Source organism: Nocardia cyriacigeorgica GUH-2, from assembly GCF_000284035.1.
Lineage (GTDB): Bacteria > Actinomycetota > Actinomycetes > Mycobacteriales > Mycobacteriaceae > Nocardia > Nocardia cyriacigeorgica_B.
In genome coordinates this window covers 4,007,752-4,024,192 of the sequence record NC_016887.1, presented here as the reverse complement: position 1 = coordinate 4,024,192, position 16,441 = coordinate 4,007,752, and the positions used below count along the sequence as shown (strand labels likewise).

Here is a 16,441-nt window from a genome sequence, read left to right as displayed (position 1 = left end):
GGCGATGAGCGACTGGACTGGGCACACCTTCGAGATCCGGTTGGGGCCGCCCGGTCACGGTGGGTTCTGTGTGGGACGCCACGAGGGCCGGGTGGTGTTCGTGCGGCACTCACTGCCCGGTGAACTCGTGCGCGCCCGCGTCACCGAGGACGCCGGCGGATCGTTCTGCCGGGCCGATGCGATCGAGATCCTGGAGGCCTCGCCGGACCGGGTGCCCGCCACCTGCCCGGTATCGGGCCCGGGTGGGGCGGGCTGCTGCGATTTCTCGCACGCCACACCCGCCGCGCAGCGCGGACTGAAGGCCGCGGTGGTGGCCGAGCAGTTACGCCGGATCGCGGGGCTGGACCGGGAGGTCGTGGTCGAGCCGCTGGATGCGGGCACCGGCACCGGTGGCTGGCGCACCCGTGTGCGGCTTCCGGTCGACGCCGCCGGCCGCGCGGGCGCCCACCGCTACCGCAGCACCGAGGTCATCGCCGATCTGCGCTGCCCGCAGCCGGTGCCCGGCGCGCTGGACGGCATCGCCGACTGGTTGTGGACGCCCGGCGCCGATCTGGTGATCGCGGTCGACGGCGACGGCACCCGCCATCTCGTGGAACTGGCGCCGCCGATCGAGACCGACCTCGGCCGCGACCGCGACCGCCGTGGCGACACCGCCGACCCCGGACGGGAGGGCCCGCGCCGCGGACGCGCCGGCGACCGCCCGCATCACGGCAAGCGCGGGGGACCGCGCGGCCGCCGCGGCGAATCCCGCCCCGGCAACGCCGAACGGCAACGCGCGGCCGCCCACCGCGCCGCCGCGCACGCCGCCCGGGACGAATGGCTGATCGAGGGCAGCGGCCGGGCCGTCGAATACGTGGCCGGACGGCGCTGGGAACTGTCGGCGACCGGCTTCTGGCAGGCCCACCGTGCTGCCGCGCAACGCTATTCGGATGTGGTGGCCGAGTGGGGGGCGCTGGATCCGGGGGCCACGGCCTGGGATCTCTACAGCGGAGTCGGGGTCTTCGCGGCCCGGCTGGCCGAACAGGCCGGCCCGGCCGGTTCGGTGCGCGCGGTGGAATCCGGGCGCACCGCCGTCGCCGACGGCACCGCCGCGCTGGCCGACCTGCCCTGGTTGCACCTGGACGGCGGCCGCGTCGAACGCTGGGTGGCCGAGCACACCGGCGGCGCACCACAGGTCGTCGTGCTGGACCCGCCGCGCGCGGGCGCGGGCAAGGCCGTCATCGGCGCGGTCACCGACGTCGGGCCCGAGCGCATCATCCACATCGGCTGCGACCCCGCATCCTTCGCTCGCGACGTCAGCCTTTACCGCGCGGCGGGCTATGAACTCACCGGCCTGCGCGCCTTCGACGCCTTCCCAGCGACCCATCACGTCGAATGCCTTGCGCTGCTGCAGCGTTGAGCCGGACGTGCCGGATCAGTCGAGTTCCCAGGTGACGCGCAGGTCGGCGGCGAGTTCGGATTCCCCGAGTTCGACCGGCACCGGGGCCGCGGCGTAGGCGATCTCACTGGCCCCGCGCATGCGCGGCCGGGGGACCGGGACGGGTGCGGAGGTGTTCTCGGTGATCTCGACGACCATGCCGAGGGCGCGGCCCGCGCGCTCGGCGTACTGCTCGGCCTTGGCCTTGGCGTCGTCCCAGGCAGCGTCGCGGGCGGTGCCGAGCAGGGCGTCGGGGTCGGCGACGGTGAGTTCGGGACCGCCGAGGCGCACATCGTCGCCGCCGGCGTCCACGCAGTGGGCGATGATGGTGGCCGGTCCCGGGTCGGCGTCCTCGCCGATCTCGCGGAGAGTGATCGTCAGCGAGGTGGTCGCCAGATAGCCGGTGATCTTGTTACCCACGCCCTCCGACCACACGGTCTCGGTCCGCACCGACAACCCGCTGGTCGCGATGTCGGTGCCCGGCACGCCGTAGGAGCGCAGCGAGTCGGTGACCGCGGCGACCCGCTCGCCGGCCCGCCCGTAGGCCAGGGCCACCTTGCTCGCGCGGCTTTCCACCGACAGCGTGACGCGCATGAGATCGGGGGTCGCGCGGACGGTCCCGTGACCGAACGTGGTGACCGTGCCCGACGCCTTCTTCTTGCCCACGAGTTCTCCTGTCCACGGTTGTTCGCGCCCGCCCACGGCCCACTCTAAGCTGGGCCACGTATGTCGAGTCTCACATTCACCGGCCATGTCCGCTGGTGGGGATCCGTCGTCGTGTGAGGCACACAGAGTGGCTCCGTAGACTGATCGGATCAGATGCGCTATCCGGAGGGAGCGAGTTCAGGTGGGAATGCTTTCCCGGGTCGACACGCCCGAAGACCTGCGGCAGCTGACGGTGCCGCAGCTGCGCGAGCTGGCGGCGGATATCCGTGAGTTCCTGGTCCGCAAAGTCGCGGTCACCGGCGGTCACCTCGGCCCCAACCTCGGCGTGGTCGAGCTGACCATCGCGCTGCACCGGGTCTTCGACTCGCCCGCCGATCCGCTCATCTTCGACACCGGACATCAGGCCTACGTGCACAAGATCCTCACCGGCCGCAAAGACCAGTTCGACACCCTGCGCAAACAGGGCGGACTGTCCGGCTACCCGAGCCGCGCGGAGAGCGCCCACGACTGGGTGGAGTCCTCGCACGCCTCCGCCGCACTGTCCTACGCCGACGGCCTGGCCAAGGCGTTCGCGCTGTCGGGCCAGGACCGGCATGTGGTGGCGGTCGTCGGTGACGGCGCGCTCACCGGCGGCATGTGCTGGGAAGCGCTGAACAATATCGCCGCCGCCCCGGATCGTCCGGTGGTCATCGTCGTCAACGACAACGGCCGCTCCTACGCTCCCACCATCGGCGGCCTGGCCCAGCGGCTGACCGCGCTGCGCACCCAGCCCGCCTACGAACACGCCCTCGACGCCGGGCGCCGGCTGCTCAAGAGCATCCCCCGGGTGGGCGATTCGGCGTATTCGATGATGCACGCGGTGAAGGCGGGCATCAAAGACGCGGTCAGCCCGCAGGAGCTGTTCAGCGATCTCGGGCTCAAATACGTCGGCCCGGTCGACGGCCACGACATCGCCGCGCTCGAGGGCGCGTTGCGTCACGCCAAGGACTTCGGCGGTCCGGTGGTGGTGCACGCGGTCACCCAGAAGGGCCGCGGCTTCGAACCCGCCGAGAACCACGAGGCCGACCAGATGCACGCCTGCGGGCCGATCGACCCGCTCACCGGGGAGCCGGTGGGCAGCAGCAAGGCCCAGGACTGGACCTCGGTGTTCTCCGCGGAACTGATCGAGCACGCCCAGCGCCGCGACGACATCGTCGCCATCACCGCCGCCATGCCCGGCCCGACCGGTCTGGCCGCCTTCGGCGAGCGGTTCCCGGAGCGGATGTTCGATGTGGGTATCGCCGAACAGCACGCGGTGGCCTCGGCGGCCGGTCTCGCGCTGGGCGGCATGCATCCGGTGGTCGCCATCTACTCGACCTTCCTCAACCGCGCCTTCGACCAGCTGCTGATGGACGTCGCGCTGCTGAAACAGCCGGTCACCCTGGTGCTCGACCGCGCGGGCATCACCGGCTCCGACGGCGCGAGCCACAACGGCATGTGGGACCTGTCGGTGCTCGGCATCGTCCCCGGGATGCGGGTGGCCGCGCCGCGCGATGCCGTCACCCTGCGTGAGGAGCTGGGCGAGGCGCTGGCGGTCACCGACGGGCCCACCGCGCTGCGATTCCCCAAAGGCAGTGTGGTCGAGGAGATCTCGGCGGTGGAGCGGCTCGACGGCGTCGACGTCCTGCGCCTGCCCGAGGGCGACGGCACCGCCCGCACCCAGCACGGCGACGTGCTGCTGGTCGCGGTCGGCTCCTTCGCGAGCACGGCGGTCGAGGTCGCCGAACTGCTGGCGCCGGAAGGTATTTCGGTCACCGTCATCGATCCGCGCTGGGTGCTGCCGGTCTCCGACACCATCGTCAAACTGGCCGAGAACTACCGCATGGTGGTCACCGTCGAGGACAGCGGCCTGCACGGCGGCATCGGTTCCACCGTCTCGGCCCGCCTGCGCCACGCGGGCCTGGACGTCCCCACGCGCGATCTCGGTGTCCCGCAACAGTTCCTCGATCACGGCACGGTGGCCGAGGTCCGTCAGGAACTGGGCCTGACCGCCCCCGATATCGCCCGCCGCATCGCCGGCTGGGTCGACGCGGGCTGAGTCGATTCACCGCGCACCATCGGCGTGGTCGCCGCACGGTTCGGCCGGGCCGCCCATGTGCTGCGGCACTGGGAATCGGTCGGGCTGCTCGAACCGGACGTGATGGGCCCAGACGCCGCCGCTACGGTCAGGACGACCTCGTCCGGATCGCGGCGCTGACGCCGGATCACTGAGTCTGCGCCGACTCCGGTTCCTCGGGGACGGTGAGCGCGACCGTGAGCCGCGGCACCGCCAGCTCACGCTGCCAGGGCCGGGCGCCCGCGCCGCGAAGGAATTCGTCGATCTGCTTGCCGAGCTCGGTGGCCGATTCGGGACCGAAGTCGTAACTGGGTAGTCCGTCCCAGCACAGGCGCCGCACCACATCCGGGGTCAGCAGGTTCTCCACCGGGACCAGGACCTCGGTCGACAGTTCACCCATCGCCGCGCGGGCCCGGGTCAGGCGCGCGGCGGCCACCGGGTCGCGCCGCTCCCACCGGTTCACCGGCGGAGGGCCGTCGTAGGGCTGCGACAGCGGCGGTAGCTCGGTATCGGGCAGGGTTCTGGCCCGCTCGACCGCGCCCAGCCATTCCCGGGAGTACCGGCGCTGGCGCGGACCGCCGAACACCGGCAGCTCGCGCAGCTGGGCGATGGTGCGCGGCTCGGCATTGGCGGCGGCGATGATGGCCGAATCGGGCAGGATGCGCGAGGGCGCGATATCGCGCTGGCGGGCCAGTTCGTCACGGGTGGTCCACAGCTCGCGCACGGTGGCCAGCTGACGGGCCCGGCGCAGGGTGTGGATGCCGGAGGTGCGCCGCCAGCGATCGGCCTTCGGCGGGGCCGGTTCGGTGAGCCGCACATGCTCGAATTCCTGTGCCGCCCACTCGGTTTTGCCCTGCTGATGCAGGGCGATCGCCACCGACTCGCGCAGTTCGAGCAGCAATTCCACATCGAGGGCGGCGTAATTGAGCCAGGCTTCCGGCAGCGGCCGGGTCGACCAGTCCGCGGCGCCGTGCCCCTTGCGCAGGGCCCGGCCGAGCAGCCGCTCCACCATCGCCGCCAGGCCGACCCGATCGAAGCCGGCCAGCCGCCCGCCCAGCTCGGTGTCGAACAACCGCGCCGGGCGCAGCCCCAGCTGGGCCAGCCCGGGCAGGTCCTGGTCGGCCGAATGCAGCACCCATTCCAGGTCGTTGATCGCCTCGGCCAGCGGAGTCAGATCATCGGCCACCGGAATCGGATCGATCAGGAAGGTGCCCGCGCCCGCGCGCCGCAGCTGGATCAGATAGGCGCGGGCCGAATAGCGGAAACCGGAGGCCCGCTCGGCGTCGACGGCCAACGGGCCGGTGCCTGCGGCGATCCGGGCGGCGGCCTCGGCGATCTCGGCGGCGGTGCCGAGCACCGGCGGAACGCCGTCGGCGGGGACGAGCAGCGGCACCGCGGTCTCGACCTCGGCGTCCGCCGAGACCTGGGTGGTCGTACTGTCCGTCTCGCCGCTGTCCACGTCGCGGCCGGCCCCGTCTGCTTCCGGCATAGAGGTGAACTCTACGTGGCGCTCAGCTGCGATCGTTATTGGTGTACGACTGTGGCCGCAAATCGGTGATACCGGCCGGTGGTAGTCCGGCGGCGAAGGCCAGCACCTCGGCGAAGGCTTCCACGTGCGGACGCATCTCGGTGGTCATCGCCGTCCAGGAGGCGCGCAGCTCCAGTTGGTGGGCGCGCGGCGGGCCCGCGATATCGCCGTAGCGCACCGAACTGGTGGAGGTGACGGTACCGCCGAGCGCGGTAAACGGCTCCCCACGCGATTCCAACGCGTCCACCAGCCAGCTCCAGGCCACCTCCGGCAGCAGCGGGTCGGTGGCCAGGGCGGCGTCGATATCGGCCTGGATGTAGGCGACCAGCCGGAAGGTGCCGTGCCACGCCTCGTCGCCGTCGGGATCGTGCAGCAGGATCAGCCTGCCGAAGGCGTCGCCCTCGGAGTCGATCGGCACCACGCCGGTCTCGGGATGTTTGACCTCGGCGCCGAGCGCGTAGGAATACGGTGCCAGCCGTTGCGGCGGGCGGATCGGGGCCAGCTCGATACGGGGATGCACGGTTGCGGTGCCCATCGCCTCGACCGCGGCACGAAAGGAAGCTGGTTCGCCGTCGGAGCCCTCGGTCGATGCGGCGCCGTCGCGGTAGTCGAGCGGTGTCACGAGAGGTGACGGTAGACCTCCGGTCCCCGGCGCAGTCGGAGGCGCGCCGCTGAGGGCCCGGTGGACACGCCTACGATAACGATGGTGAGCACACAGACGCGCCGCCGGTTGACCGATGCCCCCTTCCTGGCCGCCGCCACCGGCGCCGAGCCGAGCCGGCGCCCGGTGTGGTTCATGCGCCAAGCCGGACGCTCGCTGCCGGAGTACCGGGAGCTGCGCGCGGGCATCGGCATGCTGGAGTCCTGTTTCGATCCGGAACTGGTCTGCGAGATCACCATGCAGCCGATCCGCCGCCACGGCGTGGACGCGGCAATCCTGTTCTCCGACATCGTCGTTCCGCTCAAGGCCGCGGGCATCGACCTCGATATCGTGCCCGGCGTCGGCCCGGTGGTGGCCTCGCCGGTGCGCAGCACCGCCGATGTGCGGGCCCTGCCGCGGCTGCGACCGGAGGAGGTCGGCGCCGTCACCGACGGGGTCGGGCTGCTGCTGGACGCGCTGGGACAGACGCCGCTGATCGGGTTCGCCGGTGCGCCGTTCACGCTGGCGTCGTACCTGGTCGAGGGCGGTCCGAGCAAGCATCACGAGCGCACCAAGGCGATGATGCACGCCGATCCGCAGACCTGGCACGAGCTGCTCGGTGTGCTCACCGACATCACCATCGCCTTCTTGCAGGCCCAGCTCGCGGCCGGGGTCGACGCGGTGCAGGTGTTCGACTCCTGGGCCGGTGCGCTCTCGCAGGCCGATTACCGCCGGTTCGTGCTGCCGCATTCGGAGCGGGTCTTCGCCGAGGTCGCCGCGGCCGGTGTGCCGCGCATCCACTTCGGTGTCGGGACCGGTGAGCTGCTGGGCGCGATGGGGGAGGCGGGCGCCGACGTCGTCGGCGTCGACTGGCGGGTGCCGTTGACCGAGGCGGTGCGCCGGGTCGGGCCCGGAAAAGCGTTGCAGGGCAATCTGGATCCGGCGATCCTGTTCGCCGGCTGGGACGCGGTGGAGGCCGAGGCCCGCCGGATAGCCCGGGAGGCCGACGAGGCCGTCACCCTCGGTGCCACCGGTCATATCTTCAACCTCGGCCACGGCGTGCTGCCCGACACCGATCCGGGTGTGATCACGGCGCTGGTCGAGCTCGTCCACCAGTTGTGATGTCCGCCGCAGCCGGCGCGCGGTGCAGCGGCCGCGCGCGGTGCGGAATACGTTTCTGTGGCACCGATTCCATGGCGTAGCAGTATTTTCCGGCAATTCTCACGGCGCTGCCGCGTGCCCTGTTCCGGTACCGAAAAACCGCACGAATCCGGGTAATTAAGAACACCCGTCAGGAATTGGTTTCCCGGGTCGGCGGCTCGGTAGCGTCGAATCCATGCAGCTGACTCGCTTCACCGATATCGGGCTCCGGGCCCTGATGCGGTTGGCGGTGAGTGACGAGGCCGACAACCGGGTCACCACCCGGCTGATCGCCCGGCAGGTCAACGCGTCCGAACATCATGTGGCGAAAGCGGTGACGCGGCTGGTCGATCTGGGTTTCGTGCAGGCGCAGCGCGGCCGCTCCGGTGGATTGTTCATCACCGAAGCCGGACGCGGCGCGTCGGTCGGCGCCTTGGTGCGTGCACTGGAAAACGATCGCGAAGTCGTGCTGTGCGAGGGCGATCATCCGTGCCCGCTGGCCGGTTCCTGCCGGTTGCGCCGAATTCTCGCCGAGGCCAAGGAAGCGTTCTATCGGGAATTGGACCGATACACCGTCACCGATCTCGTCACCGGGCCGACGGTCGAATTGCTGCATCTGCTCACCGTGGGATCGGTGGGCGGTAGTTCCGAGGTAAAGGAAAATCAGTGAACACCGACAGCGTCGTCCGTGCCGAACCCGAACTGAACGCCGAGCATGCCGAAACGATCCGCGCCACCCTGCCGTTGGTCGGCGCCCACATCGACGAGATCACCACAGCCTTCTACCGGCGGCTGTTCGGCAACCATCCCGAGTTGATCCGCGACCTGTTCAATCGCGGCAACCAGGCGCAGGGCTCCCAGCAGCGCGCGCTTGCCGCCTCCGTCGCGGCGTTCGCCACCTACCTGGTCGACCCACTGCTGCCGCATCCGGCGGCGATGCTGTCGCGGATCGGGCACAAGCACGCCTCCCTGGGGATCACCGCCGACCAGTACCAGGTGGTGCACGACAATCTGTTCGCCGCGATCGTGGAGGTTCTCGGCGCCGACGTGGTCACCGAGCCGGTGGCGGCGGCCTGGGACCGGGTGTACTGGCTGATGGCGGATGCGCTGATCGACCTGGAGAAGCAGCTCTACGTTTCGGCCGGGGTCGAGCCCGGTGATGTTTTCCGGGACGCGGTGGTGGTGCACCGTGACGACGATCCGGCCGGTGCCGCCGTCTTCACCGTGGAGTCCGCCGACCCCGCCGTCACCTTCCCGGAATTCCTGCCGGGTCAATACGTTTCGGTCGGGGTGCGGCTGCCCGACGGCGCTCGCCAGCTGCGCCAATACAGCCTGGTGAACAATCCGGGCGAGGGCAGGCTGGCATTCGCGGTCAAGCGGGTCGAGGCCGTCGCCGGCTGCCCCGCCGGTGAGGTGTCGAACTGGTTGCACGACCACATCGCGGCGGGTGACCGCCTGGAGATCACCTTGCCCTTCGGCGACCTGACCATCGACACCGACGCCACCACTCCGCTGGTGCTCATCTCCGCCGGGATCGGCATCACCCCGATGATCGGCGCCCTCGAATACCTGGCCGCCCACGGTACGACCCGCACGATCCTGGTGCTGCATGCCGACCGCACCCCGCGCACGCACCCGCTGGCCGACCGCATGCGCGCCCTGATCGCCCGACTGGATTCGGCCACCCTCGAGCTCTGGTACCAGGACGATGCGGGCGACGCCCGGCAGGGACTGCTCGATCTGTCGGGGATCACCCTCCCCGTCGAGGCCGACATCTACGTCTGCGGCGCCGACGGCTTCCTCGATGCGGTCCGCGCCCAGCTCTCGGCTCACGGCGTCCCCGCCGACCAGATCCACATCGAGCAGTTCACCCCGACCGACTGGCGGACCGGAGCATGCCCCGCGTGAGGTCGTGCGGGGTGGCCGATCCACGGCCACCCCGCCGCCACAGCAAGGTGCGTCGACGGCGCGGTGTGACACTGGCCGCGTTCCCGCCACGATGACCTGCTGGTTTCACCGGCCCGTCGTCCCGCGAGGGACCCGCTGGGATTACCGTCGGGGTATGAGAATCGCGGTCGCCGGCGGTGGCATCAGTGGTGTGGTCTCGGCGTATCGGCTGCGTGGCCTGCTCGGGCCGGACGCCGAGATCATCGTGATCGAGCGGGGGGAGCGGCTCGGGGGGATCCTCTACACCGGCGAGATCAACGGAGACCCAGTGGATCTGGGCGCGGAGGCCTTTGTCGGGCGACGGCCCGAGGTGATCGAGCTGCTGTCGGAACTCGGACTCGACGATCAATTGGTGCGGCCCGCCGGATTGCGTCCGCTGATCTGGTCCGCGGGGCGCACCCACGCGTTGCCGGCGCGGACGCTGATGGGCATCCCGTCCGATGCCGAATCACTGCGCGGGTTGGTGTCGGAGCAGACCCTCGAGTGGGTCGCCACCGAACCCGAACGGCCGTTCAGCTGGCGGCCGGGTTCGGATATCGACGTGCACAGCCTGGTCACCGACCGCTTCGGCGCCGAAGTCGCCGATCGCAGCGTGGACCCGCTGCTGGGCGGGGTGTATGCGGGCAGCTCACGATCCATCGGCGTGCGCGCGGCGCTGCCCACCCTCGCCGCCGCCCTGGACAAGGGCGCACCCAACTTGACCGCCGCGGTCACCGCCGCCCTGCCGCCGCCGTCGGACGCGCCGGTCTTCGGTGGTATCCGCGATGGGTACCGGGTGCTGCTCGAAGCGCTCGCCGAACGCTCCGGTGCGAAGTTCGTGACCGGCGAAGCGAGCGAACTCGCCCGGACCGCCACGGGATGGCGGCTCGACCCACTGGGTGAGGTCGACGCCGTCATCCTCGCCACCCCCGCGCCCGTGACGGCCCGCCTGCTCGCGGACGAAGCGCCCGCAGCGTCGTCCGCCCTCGCCGGGATCGAGCTGTCCTCCTCCGCGGTGGTCGCGCTCGCCCTGCCGCGTGACACCCCACTGCCGCAGAACTCCGGCATCCTCGTCGCCACCGGAGAACCGTTGAGCGCCAAGGCGTTCACGCTGTCGAGCCGCAAATGGCCGCACCTTGCCGCCCGCGACATCGCACTCGTGCGCGCCTCCTTCGGCAAGTTCGGCGACGACGCGGTGCTGGCCTGGCCGGACGGTGAACTCGTCGCCGCCGCCGTCGCCGATCTGTCCACCGTCACCGGCGTCCCCATCGCACCGCTGTCGGCCACGGTGCAACGCTGGCCCGGAGCCCTCGCGCAATACGCTCCAGGCCACACCACCCGCATCGCCGAGATCGAGTCCGCCGCGGCCGAATTCGACACTCTGGCGATCACCGGCGCCTACCTGCACGGCGTCGGCGTGCCCGCCTGCGTGGCGTCGGCGACCTCCGCCGCTCAGCACATCGCCGCAGCGTTGAGCTGAGCGATAACGCCACTGGCGAAGCGGCGAGGGGGCTCCGAGGTCGGGCCGGCGTGGTCTCCGAGCGCCGGCCACCACCTGCGCCCTTCCTTGTCGAGTGGCTGAGAGTTCAGTCCTCGCAGCAGTCGCAGTCGTGCCGAGCGGTCCCGCTCGTGCCGAGGCCGCCCGCCGGTACGGCACAGCACGCCTCGCCCCTCCAGGCGTTGCGGCCTTCCTTCACGGCAATACCGGCGATGACCAGTGCGGCGATCGGGTCGGCCCACGACCAGCCGAACGCGCTGTTGAGGAGCAGGCCGATCAGCAGCACCGCCGAGAGGTAAGTGCACAGCAGGGTCTGTTTGGAGTCGGCGACGGCGGAGGCAGAGCCGAGTTCGCGGCCGGCCCGGCGCTGGGCCCACGACAGCACCGGCATGACCGCCAGGCTCACCGCCGCGAGCGCGAGGCCGATGGGGGAGTGTTCGGCCTCGCCTATGCCGAGCAGTCCCCGGACCGATTCGACCGTGACGTAGGCGGCGAGGGCGAAGAACGACAGCGCGATGACGCGCAGCGCGATCTGCTCGCGTTTCTCGGGGTCGCGCCCCGCGAACTGCCACGCCACCGCCGCGGCCGAAGCCACCTCGATCACCGAATCCAGTCCGAACCCGATCAGCGCGGTCGACGACACGCGCGCGCCCTCGGTGAGCGCGATGATCGCCTCGATCACGTTGTAGGAGATGGTCGCGGCGACGAACCAGCGGATTCGCCGCGCCAGCACCGCTTTCCGTGCCGCGCTCGGTCCGGCAGCGACGGAGGGCACGCCCAGCGAAGCCATCAGCAGCACTCCTCGGCGTCCGCGGCCGGGCAGCACGCGGGGTCGACCACCAGCACCAGGCCGAGCAGGTCGGTCAACGCGGCCGCGATCCGGGCGTCGGCCAGTTCGTACCGGCTGCGCCGCCCCTCGGGAACCGCGACGACCAAACCGCATCCGCGCAGGCAAGCGAGGTGGTTCGACAGGATCTGCCTGCTCACCCCGATCTGCTCGGCCAGGTCCGAGGGATAGCCGGGGGCCTCGCGCAAGCTCAACAGGATCCGGGTGCGGGTCGGATCGGAGAGCGCATGACCGAAGCGGGCCAGCGCGTCGTGATGCAGCGAAGTCTCCACGAGCCGATAGTACATCGGAAAATGTATTCAGAAAATGATGAATCATTCTCGCCCCGAGACTTCCGCACACCCGACTTGCGCCCGGGTGTGGTGGGGATGACGGCGGCGGGGAAAGGCCCGAGTGGCACGATGGGGGTATGGCGCGACTCGATTACCAGGCTCTCAATTCGACCATCCGGTACCTGATGTTCTCGGTGTTCCAGGTGCAACCCGGTGCGCTGGGCGAGGACCGGGAAGCGGCGATCAAGGAGGCCCGCGCCTACTTCGATGGTCTGGAAGATCGCGGCGTGGTGCTGCGCGGCATCTACGACGTCGCGGGCCTGCGCGCCGACGCCGATTTCATGCTGTGGACCCACGCCGAACGCGTCGAGGACCTGCAAGCGGTCTACGCCGACTTCCGCCGCACCACCACGCTCGGCAAGGCCAGCGCCCCGGTGTGGAGCAATGTGGCCATCCACCGGCCCGCCGAATTCAACAAGAGTCACATCCCGGCGTTCCTGGCCGGGGAGGACCCGGGCGCCTACATCTGCGTCTACCCGTTCGTGCGCTCCTACGAGTGGTACCTGCTGCCCGACGACGAGCGCCGCAAGATGCTCGCCGACCACGGCAAGGCCGCCCGCACCTACCCGGATGTGCGCGCCAACACCGTCAGTTCGTTCGCCCTCGGCGACTACGAGTGGATCCTGGCCTTCGAGGCCCCGGAGCTGCACCGCATCGTCGATCTGATGCGTGACCTGCGCGCCACCGAGGCCCGCCTGCACGTGCGCGAGGAAGTGCCGTTCTTCACCGGCCCGCGCGTCGACGTCGAGCAGCTGATCACCGCGCTGCCCTGAGTGAGGCCGTCCGCATGCCCCGAATTTTCGGGGCATGCGGGCTGCTGCCTGGTTGCGTACCGTTTGCGCACGGCACGTCGGGTTACTGGCGGGTTGCGGTGTCCGAGGGGTGCAGTCGCAACGCGATGGAATTGATGCAGTAACGCTTGTCGGTGGGCGTCTGATAGCCCTCGCCCTCGAAGACGTGCCCGAGATGGCTGTGGCAGTTCGCGCACAGCACCTCGACCCGGCGCATGCCGAGCGAATTGTCCGCTCGCAGGATCACCGCGTCGGAGTCGGCCGGATCGAAGAACGACGGCCAGCCGCAGTGCGATTCGAACTTTTCCGTACTGCGGAACAGTTCGGCACCGCAGGCCCGGCAGGTGTAGACACCCTCGGTCTTGGTGTCGGTGTATTCGCCCACGAAGGGCCGCTCGGTGCCCGCCTCGCGCAGCACCGCGAACTCTTCGGGACTCAGCTTGGCCTTCCACTCCTGCGGCGTCAGCTGGATCCGCGGGGCGGGCAGGGAGGTATCCGATTCGGAGCTCATCACTCCACGGTAATGCGCTTGTCCTCTGCCGTCGCTGTGTTGTTGTGCGAGGTGGCCGAGTGATCGCGTGCCGGGTCTACGAGCGGGGCAGATGAGCCTGCCCGCTCGGTATCAGCGGAGGTGACCGAAGCCGGTGCGGCGGGGCCGCGGGGATCCGGTGCAGTCGCCATCCATGCCGGATCGATGCCGAACTTCAATCGCCCTTCCCGGCGCGCGGCCAGGTACCGGTCGCCCAGCACGCAGAACACCACGATGAGCAGCAGACCCCAGCCGAAGGTGATGCGCAGGTATTCGATATTTCGGCCGAGGCTCTGCCAGCGATCCGACAGCCATTTGTCGTAGCTGAGGAAACCGAAGATGGCGAGCCAGGCCGGCCAGTTGCGCAGCACCGAATTGCGCAGCACCACCGTCATCAGGAACGGGAACACCAGCATGGAGTAGTACATCTGGCCCAGCGACGACAGCAGCCACGAGGCGATCAGCAGCACACCCGAGGACGTGCACACGAAGAACAGCTCGTCTTCGCGGTAGTACCGGTACAGCAGCCACAGCGTCAGCGCCACGACGACGCACATGGCCAGCCGCATGGTCCAGGTCAGCCACGGTGGCAGCCCGAAGTACTCGGCGTTACCGGAGATTGCGCTGTTGAAGTAGTCGCGCGTCTCCAGGATGTAGGGGCCGGTGCGGGTCAGGAAGGCACTGGCGTCCTTCATCAGCGGCCAGGCGATCGCGTTGAGCGCCAGCGGCACGCCCAGCGCGGTGATGAACACCTTCCACTGCCCGCGTGCGGCGGCGATCAGCAACAGCGGCGCGAGCGTGGGTTTGACCGCGATCGTCAAGCCGAGTATCGCCCCGGACCACAGATCCTTCCGTTGCAACAGCAGCATGATGAACAGCAGCTCGGCCAGCAGCAGGCATCCATTGACGTTGGTGAAGACCAACGTGTTGATCACCGTCTCGGACATGAACATCGCCAGCAGCAGTGCGGGCGCGGCGACCGACTTCAGCGTGTACTTGAACAGCCGCAGCAGCAGGTACCAGGCGATCAGGATGGCGACCGCGTTCAGCAGGATGAACAGCCAGCGCGACTTCTCGTAGTCGATGATCGCGATCGGCGCGATCAGCAGGGTGCCACTGGGCGGATACAGGTAGTGCGGATCGACCGAATCGAAATTGGCCGTGTAGACCGCACGCCCGTTGAGGAAGTCCAGCGACGCCTGGTAGACGGGCCGGTAATCGTCTGTGACGAAACCGTTGACAGCCTTGATGAGGACCCTGTTCAGCACGGTCATGACCGCAAGCGGCCACAGTGCGAACTTGATCACCTCGGCGGTGGTGCGAGCTGTCCGGGGCTCGAGCTGTCGAAGTAACACTGGGGCACGGTACACCGGATCGTGCCCAGATGGTTGCCCGGACCCGCCCAGGCGTGCCCGGGACCGGCCCGACGAGTCCGCCGCGGCGGCGGTCGACGGTGTGCGCACCGCGCCGCTCAGGCCGGGCAGGCGGTGCCGTCGGCGGGCAGCTTCGCGTCCTTCAGGTACTCCACCACGGCTCGCTGCGCGCAGCCGGAGTGGTTGGACACCGGATGGCCGTAGCCCTGCCAGGTGAGGGTGGCGTTGCGGGCGCCCGCGCGCCCGAGCGCACCGGTGACCGAGGCCTGGCCGGCGCCGCTGACCGGATCGGCCACCCCGGCCAGTACCAGCACCGGAAGCGCGAGCTTCTCCGGGCCCGCCGGCGGGGTCAGTACCGGCCATGCCGAGCAGGTCAGCAGGGAGATCGCCGCGGCGCGGCCGAACACCGGGTACTTGACGCCCCAGTCGTCGGCCAGCCCGGCGGCCTGGCCCGCGGTGGGTGGCTGCTGGGTGTCGGTGCAGCCGTTGACGAACTGGCCGTCGTCGGCGGTGGCGGAGGTGGCGCGCTGGACCTGATTCTCCAGCGCGGCGAGGTCGCCGCGGTCGGCGGCCGAGAGCGCGTCGGCGAGTTCGGTCACCCGGTTGTTCTGGTCGGCGCGCGGGCTGCCGAGGAAACCGGTGATCGCGGTGAGCAAGCCGTTTGCCGAGATGTCGCCGAGCTGCCCGGCGGAGGCCTTGCCGAGCAGTGCGGTGACCGCGCCGCGCGGATCGGGCCCCAGCGAGCACTTCAGGCCGACGCAGCGCTGCGCGAACGCCGTCAGTGCCGCCTCAGCCCCCTGCACCTGCTGTTCGCCCCTGGTCACCGCATCGACGCCGACCGGATGCGGCGAATCCAGCACCAGCCGGGCCAGATGGTCGCCGAACTTGCGCGCGTAGGCCATCGCGACCAGGGCCCCGTTGCCGGTGCCGAGCAGCGCGATGTGCTCGACCTGCCACTGCTTGCGCAGCTGCTCGATGTCGTCGGCGGCGTGCGCGGCGTCGAAAGTGCCGTCGTAGGGCTGGAGGAAGTCGCGGCAGGCGATGGTGGCGTCCTGGCTCAGCTCGGCCATGGTGGCGATCTGGTCCTCGCCGGGGGCGAACTGGGCGTTGTCGTGCATGGCGGTGCGGATTTCCGGCGGCAGGCAGTCGATCGGCTGCGAGCTGCCGATACCGCGCCGGTCGACCGCGACGATCGGGTGCTGGGCCAGGATCGCGTTGGCCGGTCCGACCGCCAGCCCGGCCAGCGTCGCGGTCGAGGACCGGTCGGCGCCGGAGGTGAGCACCACCGGCGCCGCGTCGGCCGGGGTCTGCGGTAGCCGGGCGCGGATGGCGCCGTTGCGGAAGGAGCCGAGGATCGCGCCGGAGGCGTCGATGGGTGTGGAGTACTCGGCGCATTCGAGCACCAGGCCCTCGGGCGCGGGGCCGAGACCGAGCAGATCGAGCGTCGGCGTGGTGCATTCACGCCAGTTCAGATCCGTCTTCGGCACCTCGGCCTGCGGCGGCGGCGCGGCAGCGGCCGAGGTGGTGGCCTCGCCCGCGACCGGCGGACGTTCGATGGCCACGCCGGGGCGATCCGAGGGTCCGGCCCCGCATCCGGCGATCATGATCGAAAGTATCGAGGCCGATACCACGGCCCGAGTCCAGCGCATGCGTTACACC

16 protein-coding genes are annotated in these 16,441 nt (G+C 70.2%); 8 read left to right on the top strand and 8 right to left on the bottom strand.

The features are described 5' to 3' along the window. Window positions 1–4: 4 nt before the first annotated feature. Window positions 5–1,399 (top strand): class I SAM-dependent RNA methyltransferase, encoded by a 1,395-nt coding sequence (locus NOCYR_RS18165; protein WP_014351860.1) that lies wholly within the window; start codon window positions 5–7, stop codon window positions 1,397–1,399. A 15-nt stretch (window positions 1,400–1,414) separates the two neighbouring features. On the opposite strand, the gene NOCYR_RS18160 is transcribed toward NOCYR_RS18165, so the two are convergent. Continuing rightward, on the bottom strand, window positions 1,415–2,083 hold the full coding sequence (locus tag NOCYR_RS18160) for an SIMPL domain-containing protein (RefSeq protein WP_014351859.1): 669 nt from the start codon (window positions 2,081–2,083) through the stop codon (window positions 1,415–1,417). 181 nt (window positions 2,084–2,264) lie between these two features. Here NOCYR_RS18160 and dxs point away from each other — a divergent pair, with 181 nt between their 5' ends. Next, window positions 2,265–4,160 (top strand): 1-deoxy-D-xylulose-5-phosphate synthase, encoded by a 1,896-nt coding sequence (gene dxs / locus NOCYR_RS18155; protein ID WP_014351858.1) that lies wholly within the window; start codon window positions 2,265–2,267, stop codon window positions 4,158–4,160. A gap of 24 nt (window positions 4,161–4,184) precedes the next feature. Then, window positions 4,185–4,319, top strand: a complete 135-nt coding sequence (locus NOCYR_RS30935; RefSeq protein ID WP_014351857.1) for a hypothetical protein — start codon at window positions 4,185–4,187, stop codon at window positions 4,317–4,319. Between the two features lie 7 nt (window positions 4,320–4,326). Here NOCYR_RS30935 and NOCYR_RS18145 read toward each other — a convergent pair whose 3' ends face one another. Both NOCYR_RS18145 and NOCYR_RS18140 read right to left on the bottom strand, forming a co-directional pair. Continuing rightward, entirely contained in the window at window positions 4,327–5,667 is a 1,341-nt protein-coding gene (locus tag NOCYR_RS18145; protein ID WP_014351856.1) for a ribonuclease D, read from the bottom strand. Between the two features lie 22 nt (window positions 5,668–5,689). After that, window positions 5,690–6,328, bottom strand: coding sequence for a DUF3000 domain-containing protein (locus tag NOCYR_RS18140; RefSeq protein WP_014351855.1), 639 nt, complete (start codon window positions 6,326–6,328; stop codon window positions 5,690–5,692). A gap of 81 nt (window positions 6,329–6,409) precedes the next feature. Between NOCYR_RS18140 and hemE the strand changes: the two genes are divergently transcribed. The 4 genes from hemE to NOCYR_RS18120 all read left to right on the top strand — a co-directional run bounded on the left by hemE (window position 6,410) and on the right by NOCYR_RS18120 (window position 10,892). Further along, window positions 6,410–7,468: a uroporphyrinogen decarboxylase gene (hemE, locus tag NOCYR_RS18135; protein ID WP_014351854.1), complete on the top strand. Its 1,059-nt coding sequence runs from the start codon at window positions 6,410–6,412 to the stop codon at window positions 7,466–7,468. A 214-nt stretch (window positions 7,469–7,682) separates the two neighbouring features. Next, window positions 7,683–8,156, top strand: a complete 474-nt coding sequence (locus NOCYR_RS18130; protein WP_014351853.1) for an RrF2 family transcriptional regulator — start codon at window positions 7,683–7,685, stop codon at window positions 8,154–8,156. Then, entirely contained in the window at window positions 8,153–9,394 is a 1,242-nt protein-coding gene (locus tag NOCYR_RS18125) for a globin domain-containing protein (RefSeq protein ID WP_014351852.1), read from the top strand. Before NOCYR_RS18130 ends, NOCYR_RS18125 begins: the two co-directional genes overlap by 4 nt. A 154-nt stretch (window positions 9,395–9,548) precedes the next feature. Then, window positions 9,549–10,892 (top strand): protoporphyrinogen oxidase, encoded by a 1,344-nt coding sequence (locus NOCYR_RS18120; protein ID WP_014351851.1) that lies wholly within the window; start codon window positions 9,549–9,551, stop codon window positions 10,890–10,892. A gap of 106 nt (window positions 10,893–10,998) precedes the next feature. Here the strand turns inward: NOCYR_RS18120 and NOCYR_RS18115 are convergent, their stop codons facing one another. Further along, window positions 10,999–11,700, bottom strand: a complete 702-nt coding sequence (locus NOCYR_RS18115; protein ID WP_014351850.1) for a cation diffusion facilitator family transporter — start codon at window positions 11,698–11,700, stop codon at window positions 10,999–11,001. Continuing rightward, window positions 11,700–12,029, bottom strand: a complete 330-nt coding sequence (locus NOCYR_RS18110; protein ID WP_048834260.1) for an ArsR/SmtB family transcription factor — start codon at window positions 12,027–12,029, stop codon at window positions 11,700–11,702. The genes NOCYR_RS18115 and NOCYR_RS18110 overlap by 1 nt, the downstream gene beginning before the upstream one ends. A 137-nt stretch (window positions 12,030–12,166) precedes the next feature. On the opposite strand from NOCYR_RS18110, the gene hemQ reads away from it, so the two are divergent. After that, window positions 12,167–12,862 carry a hydrogen peroxide-dependent heme synthase gene (gene hemQ, locus NOCYR_RS18105; protein ID WP_014351848.1) on the top strand — a complete coding sequence of 232 codons (696 nt, stop codon included), beginning with the start codon at window positions 12,167–12,169 and terminating at the stop codon, window positions 12,860–12,862. Between the two features lie 82 nt (window positions 12,863–12,944). Here the strand turns inward: hemQ and msrB are convergent, their stop codons facing one another. The 3 genes from msrB to NOCYR_RS18090 form a co-directional block, all read right to left on the bottom strand. Then, a complete protein-coding gene (gene msrB, locus NOCYR_RS18100; RefSeq protein ID WP_014351847.1) occupies window positions 12,945–13,391 on the bottom strand; it encodes a peptide-methionine (R)-S-oxide reductase MsrB in 447 nt (148 codons plus the stop codon). Beyond that, window positions 13,391–14,764 carry a glycosyltransferase family 87 protein gene (locus NOCYR_RS18095; protein WP_231855955.1) on the bottom strand — a complete coding sequence of 458 codons (1,374 nt, stop codon included), beginning with the start codon at window positions 14,762–14,764 and terminating at the stop codon, window positions 13,391–13,393. Before NOCYR_RS18095 ends, msrB begins: the two co-directional genes overlap by 1 nt. Window positions 14,765–14,880: 116 nt before the next feature. Beyond that, window positions 14,881–16,386 (bottom strand): alpha/beta hydrolase, encoded by a 1,506-nt coding sequence (locus NOCYR_RS18090; protein WP_014351845.1) that lies wholly within the window; start codon window positions 16,384–16,386, stop codon window positions 14,881–14,883. Between the last annotated feature and the right edge of the window lie 55 nt (window positions 16,387–16,441).

Excerpts from the sequence above, each read along its gene's own strand:
- NOCYR_RS18130 (WP_014351853.1), top strand. The coding sequence starts at position 7,683 with ATGCAGCTGACTCGCTTCACCGATATCGGGCTCCGGGCCCTGATGCGG.
- NOCYR_RS18115 (WP_014351850.1), bottom strand. The coding sequence starts at position 11,700 with ATGGCTTCGCTGGGCGTGCCCTCCGTCGCTGCCGGACCGAGCGCGGCA.
- NOCYR_RS18145 (WP_014351856.1), bottom strand. The coding sequence starts at position 5,667 with ATGCCGGAAGCAGACGGGGCCGGCCGCGACGTGGACAGCGGCGAGACG.
- msrB (WP_014351847.1), bottom strand. The coding sequence starts at position 13,391 with ATGAGCTCCGAATCGGATACCTCCCTGCCCGCCCCGCGGATCCAGCTG.
- NOCYR_RS18090 (WP_014351845.1), bottom strand. The coding sequence starts at position 16,386 with ATGATCGCCGGATGCGGGGCCGGACCCTCGGATCGCCCCGGCGTGGCC.
- hemQ (WP_014351848.1), top strand. The coding sequence starts at position 12,167 with ATGGCGCGACTCGATTACCAGGCTCTCAATTCGACCATCCGGTACCTG.
- hemE (WP_014351854.1), top strand. The coding sequence starts at position 6,410 with ATGGTGAGCACACAGACGCGCCGCCGGTTGACCGATGCCCCCTTCCTG.
- NOCYR_RS18120 (WP_014351851.1), top strand. The coding sequence starts at position 9,549 with ATGAGAATCGCGGTCGCCGGCGGTGGCATCAGTGGTGTGGTCTCGGCG.
- NOCYR_RS18165 (WP_014351860.1), top strand. The coding sequence starts at position 5 with ATGAGCGACTGGACTGGGCACACCTTCGAGATCCGGTTGGGGCCGCCC.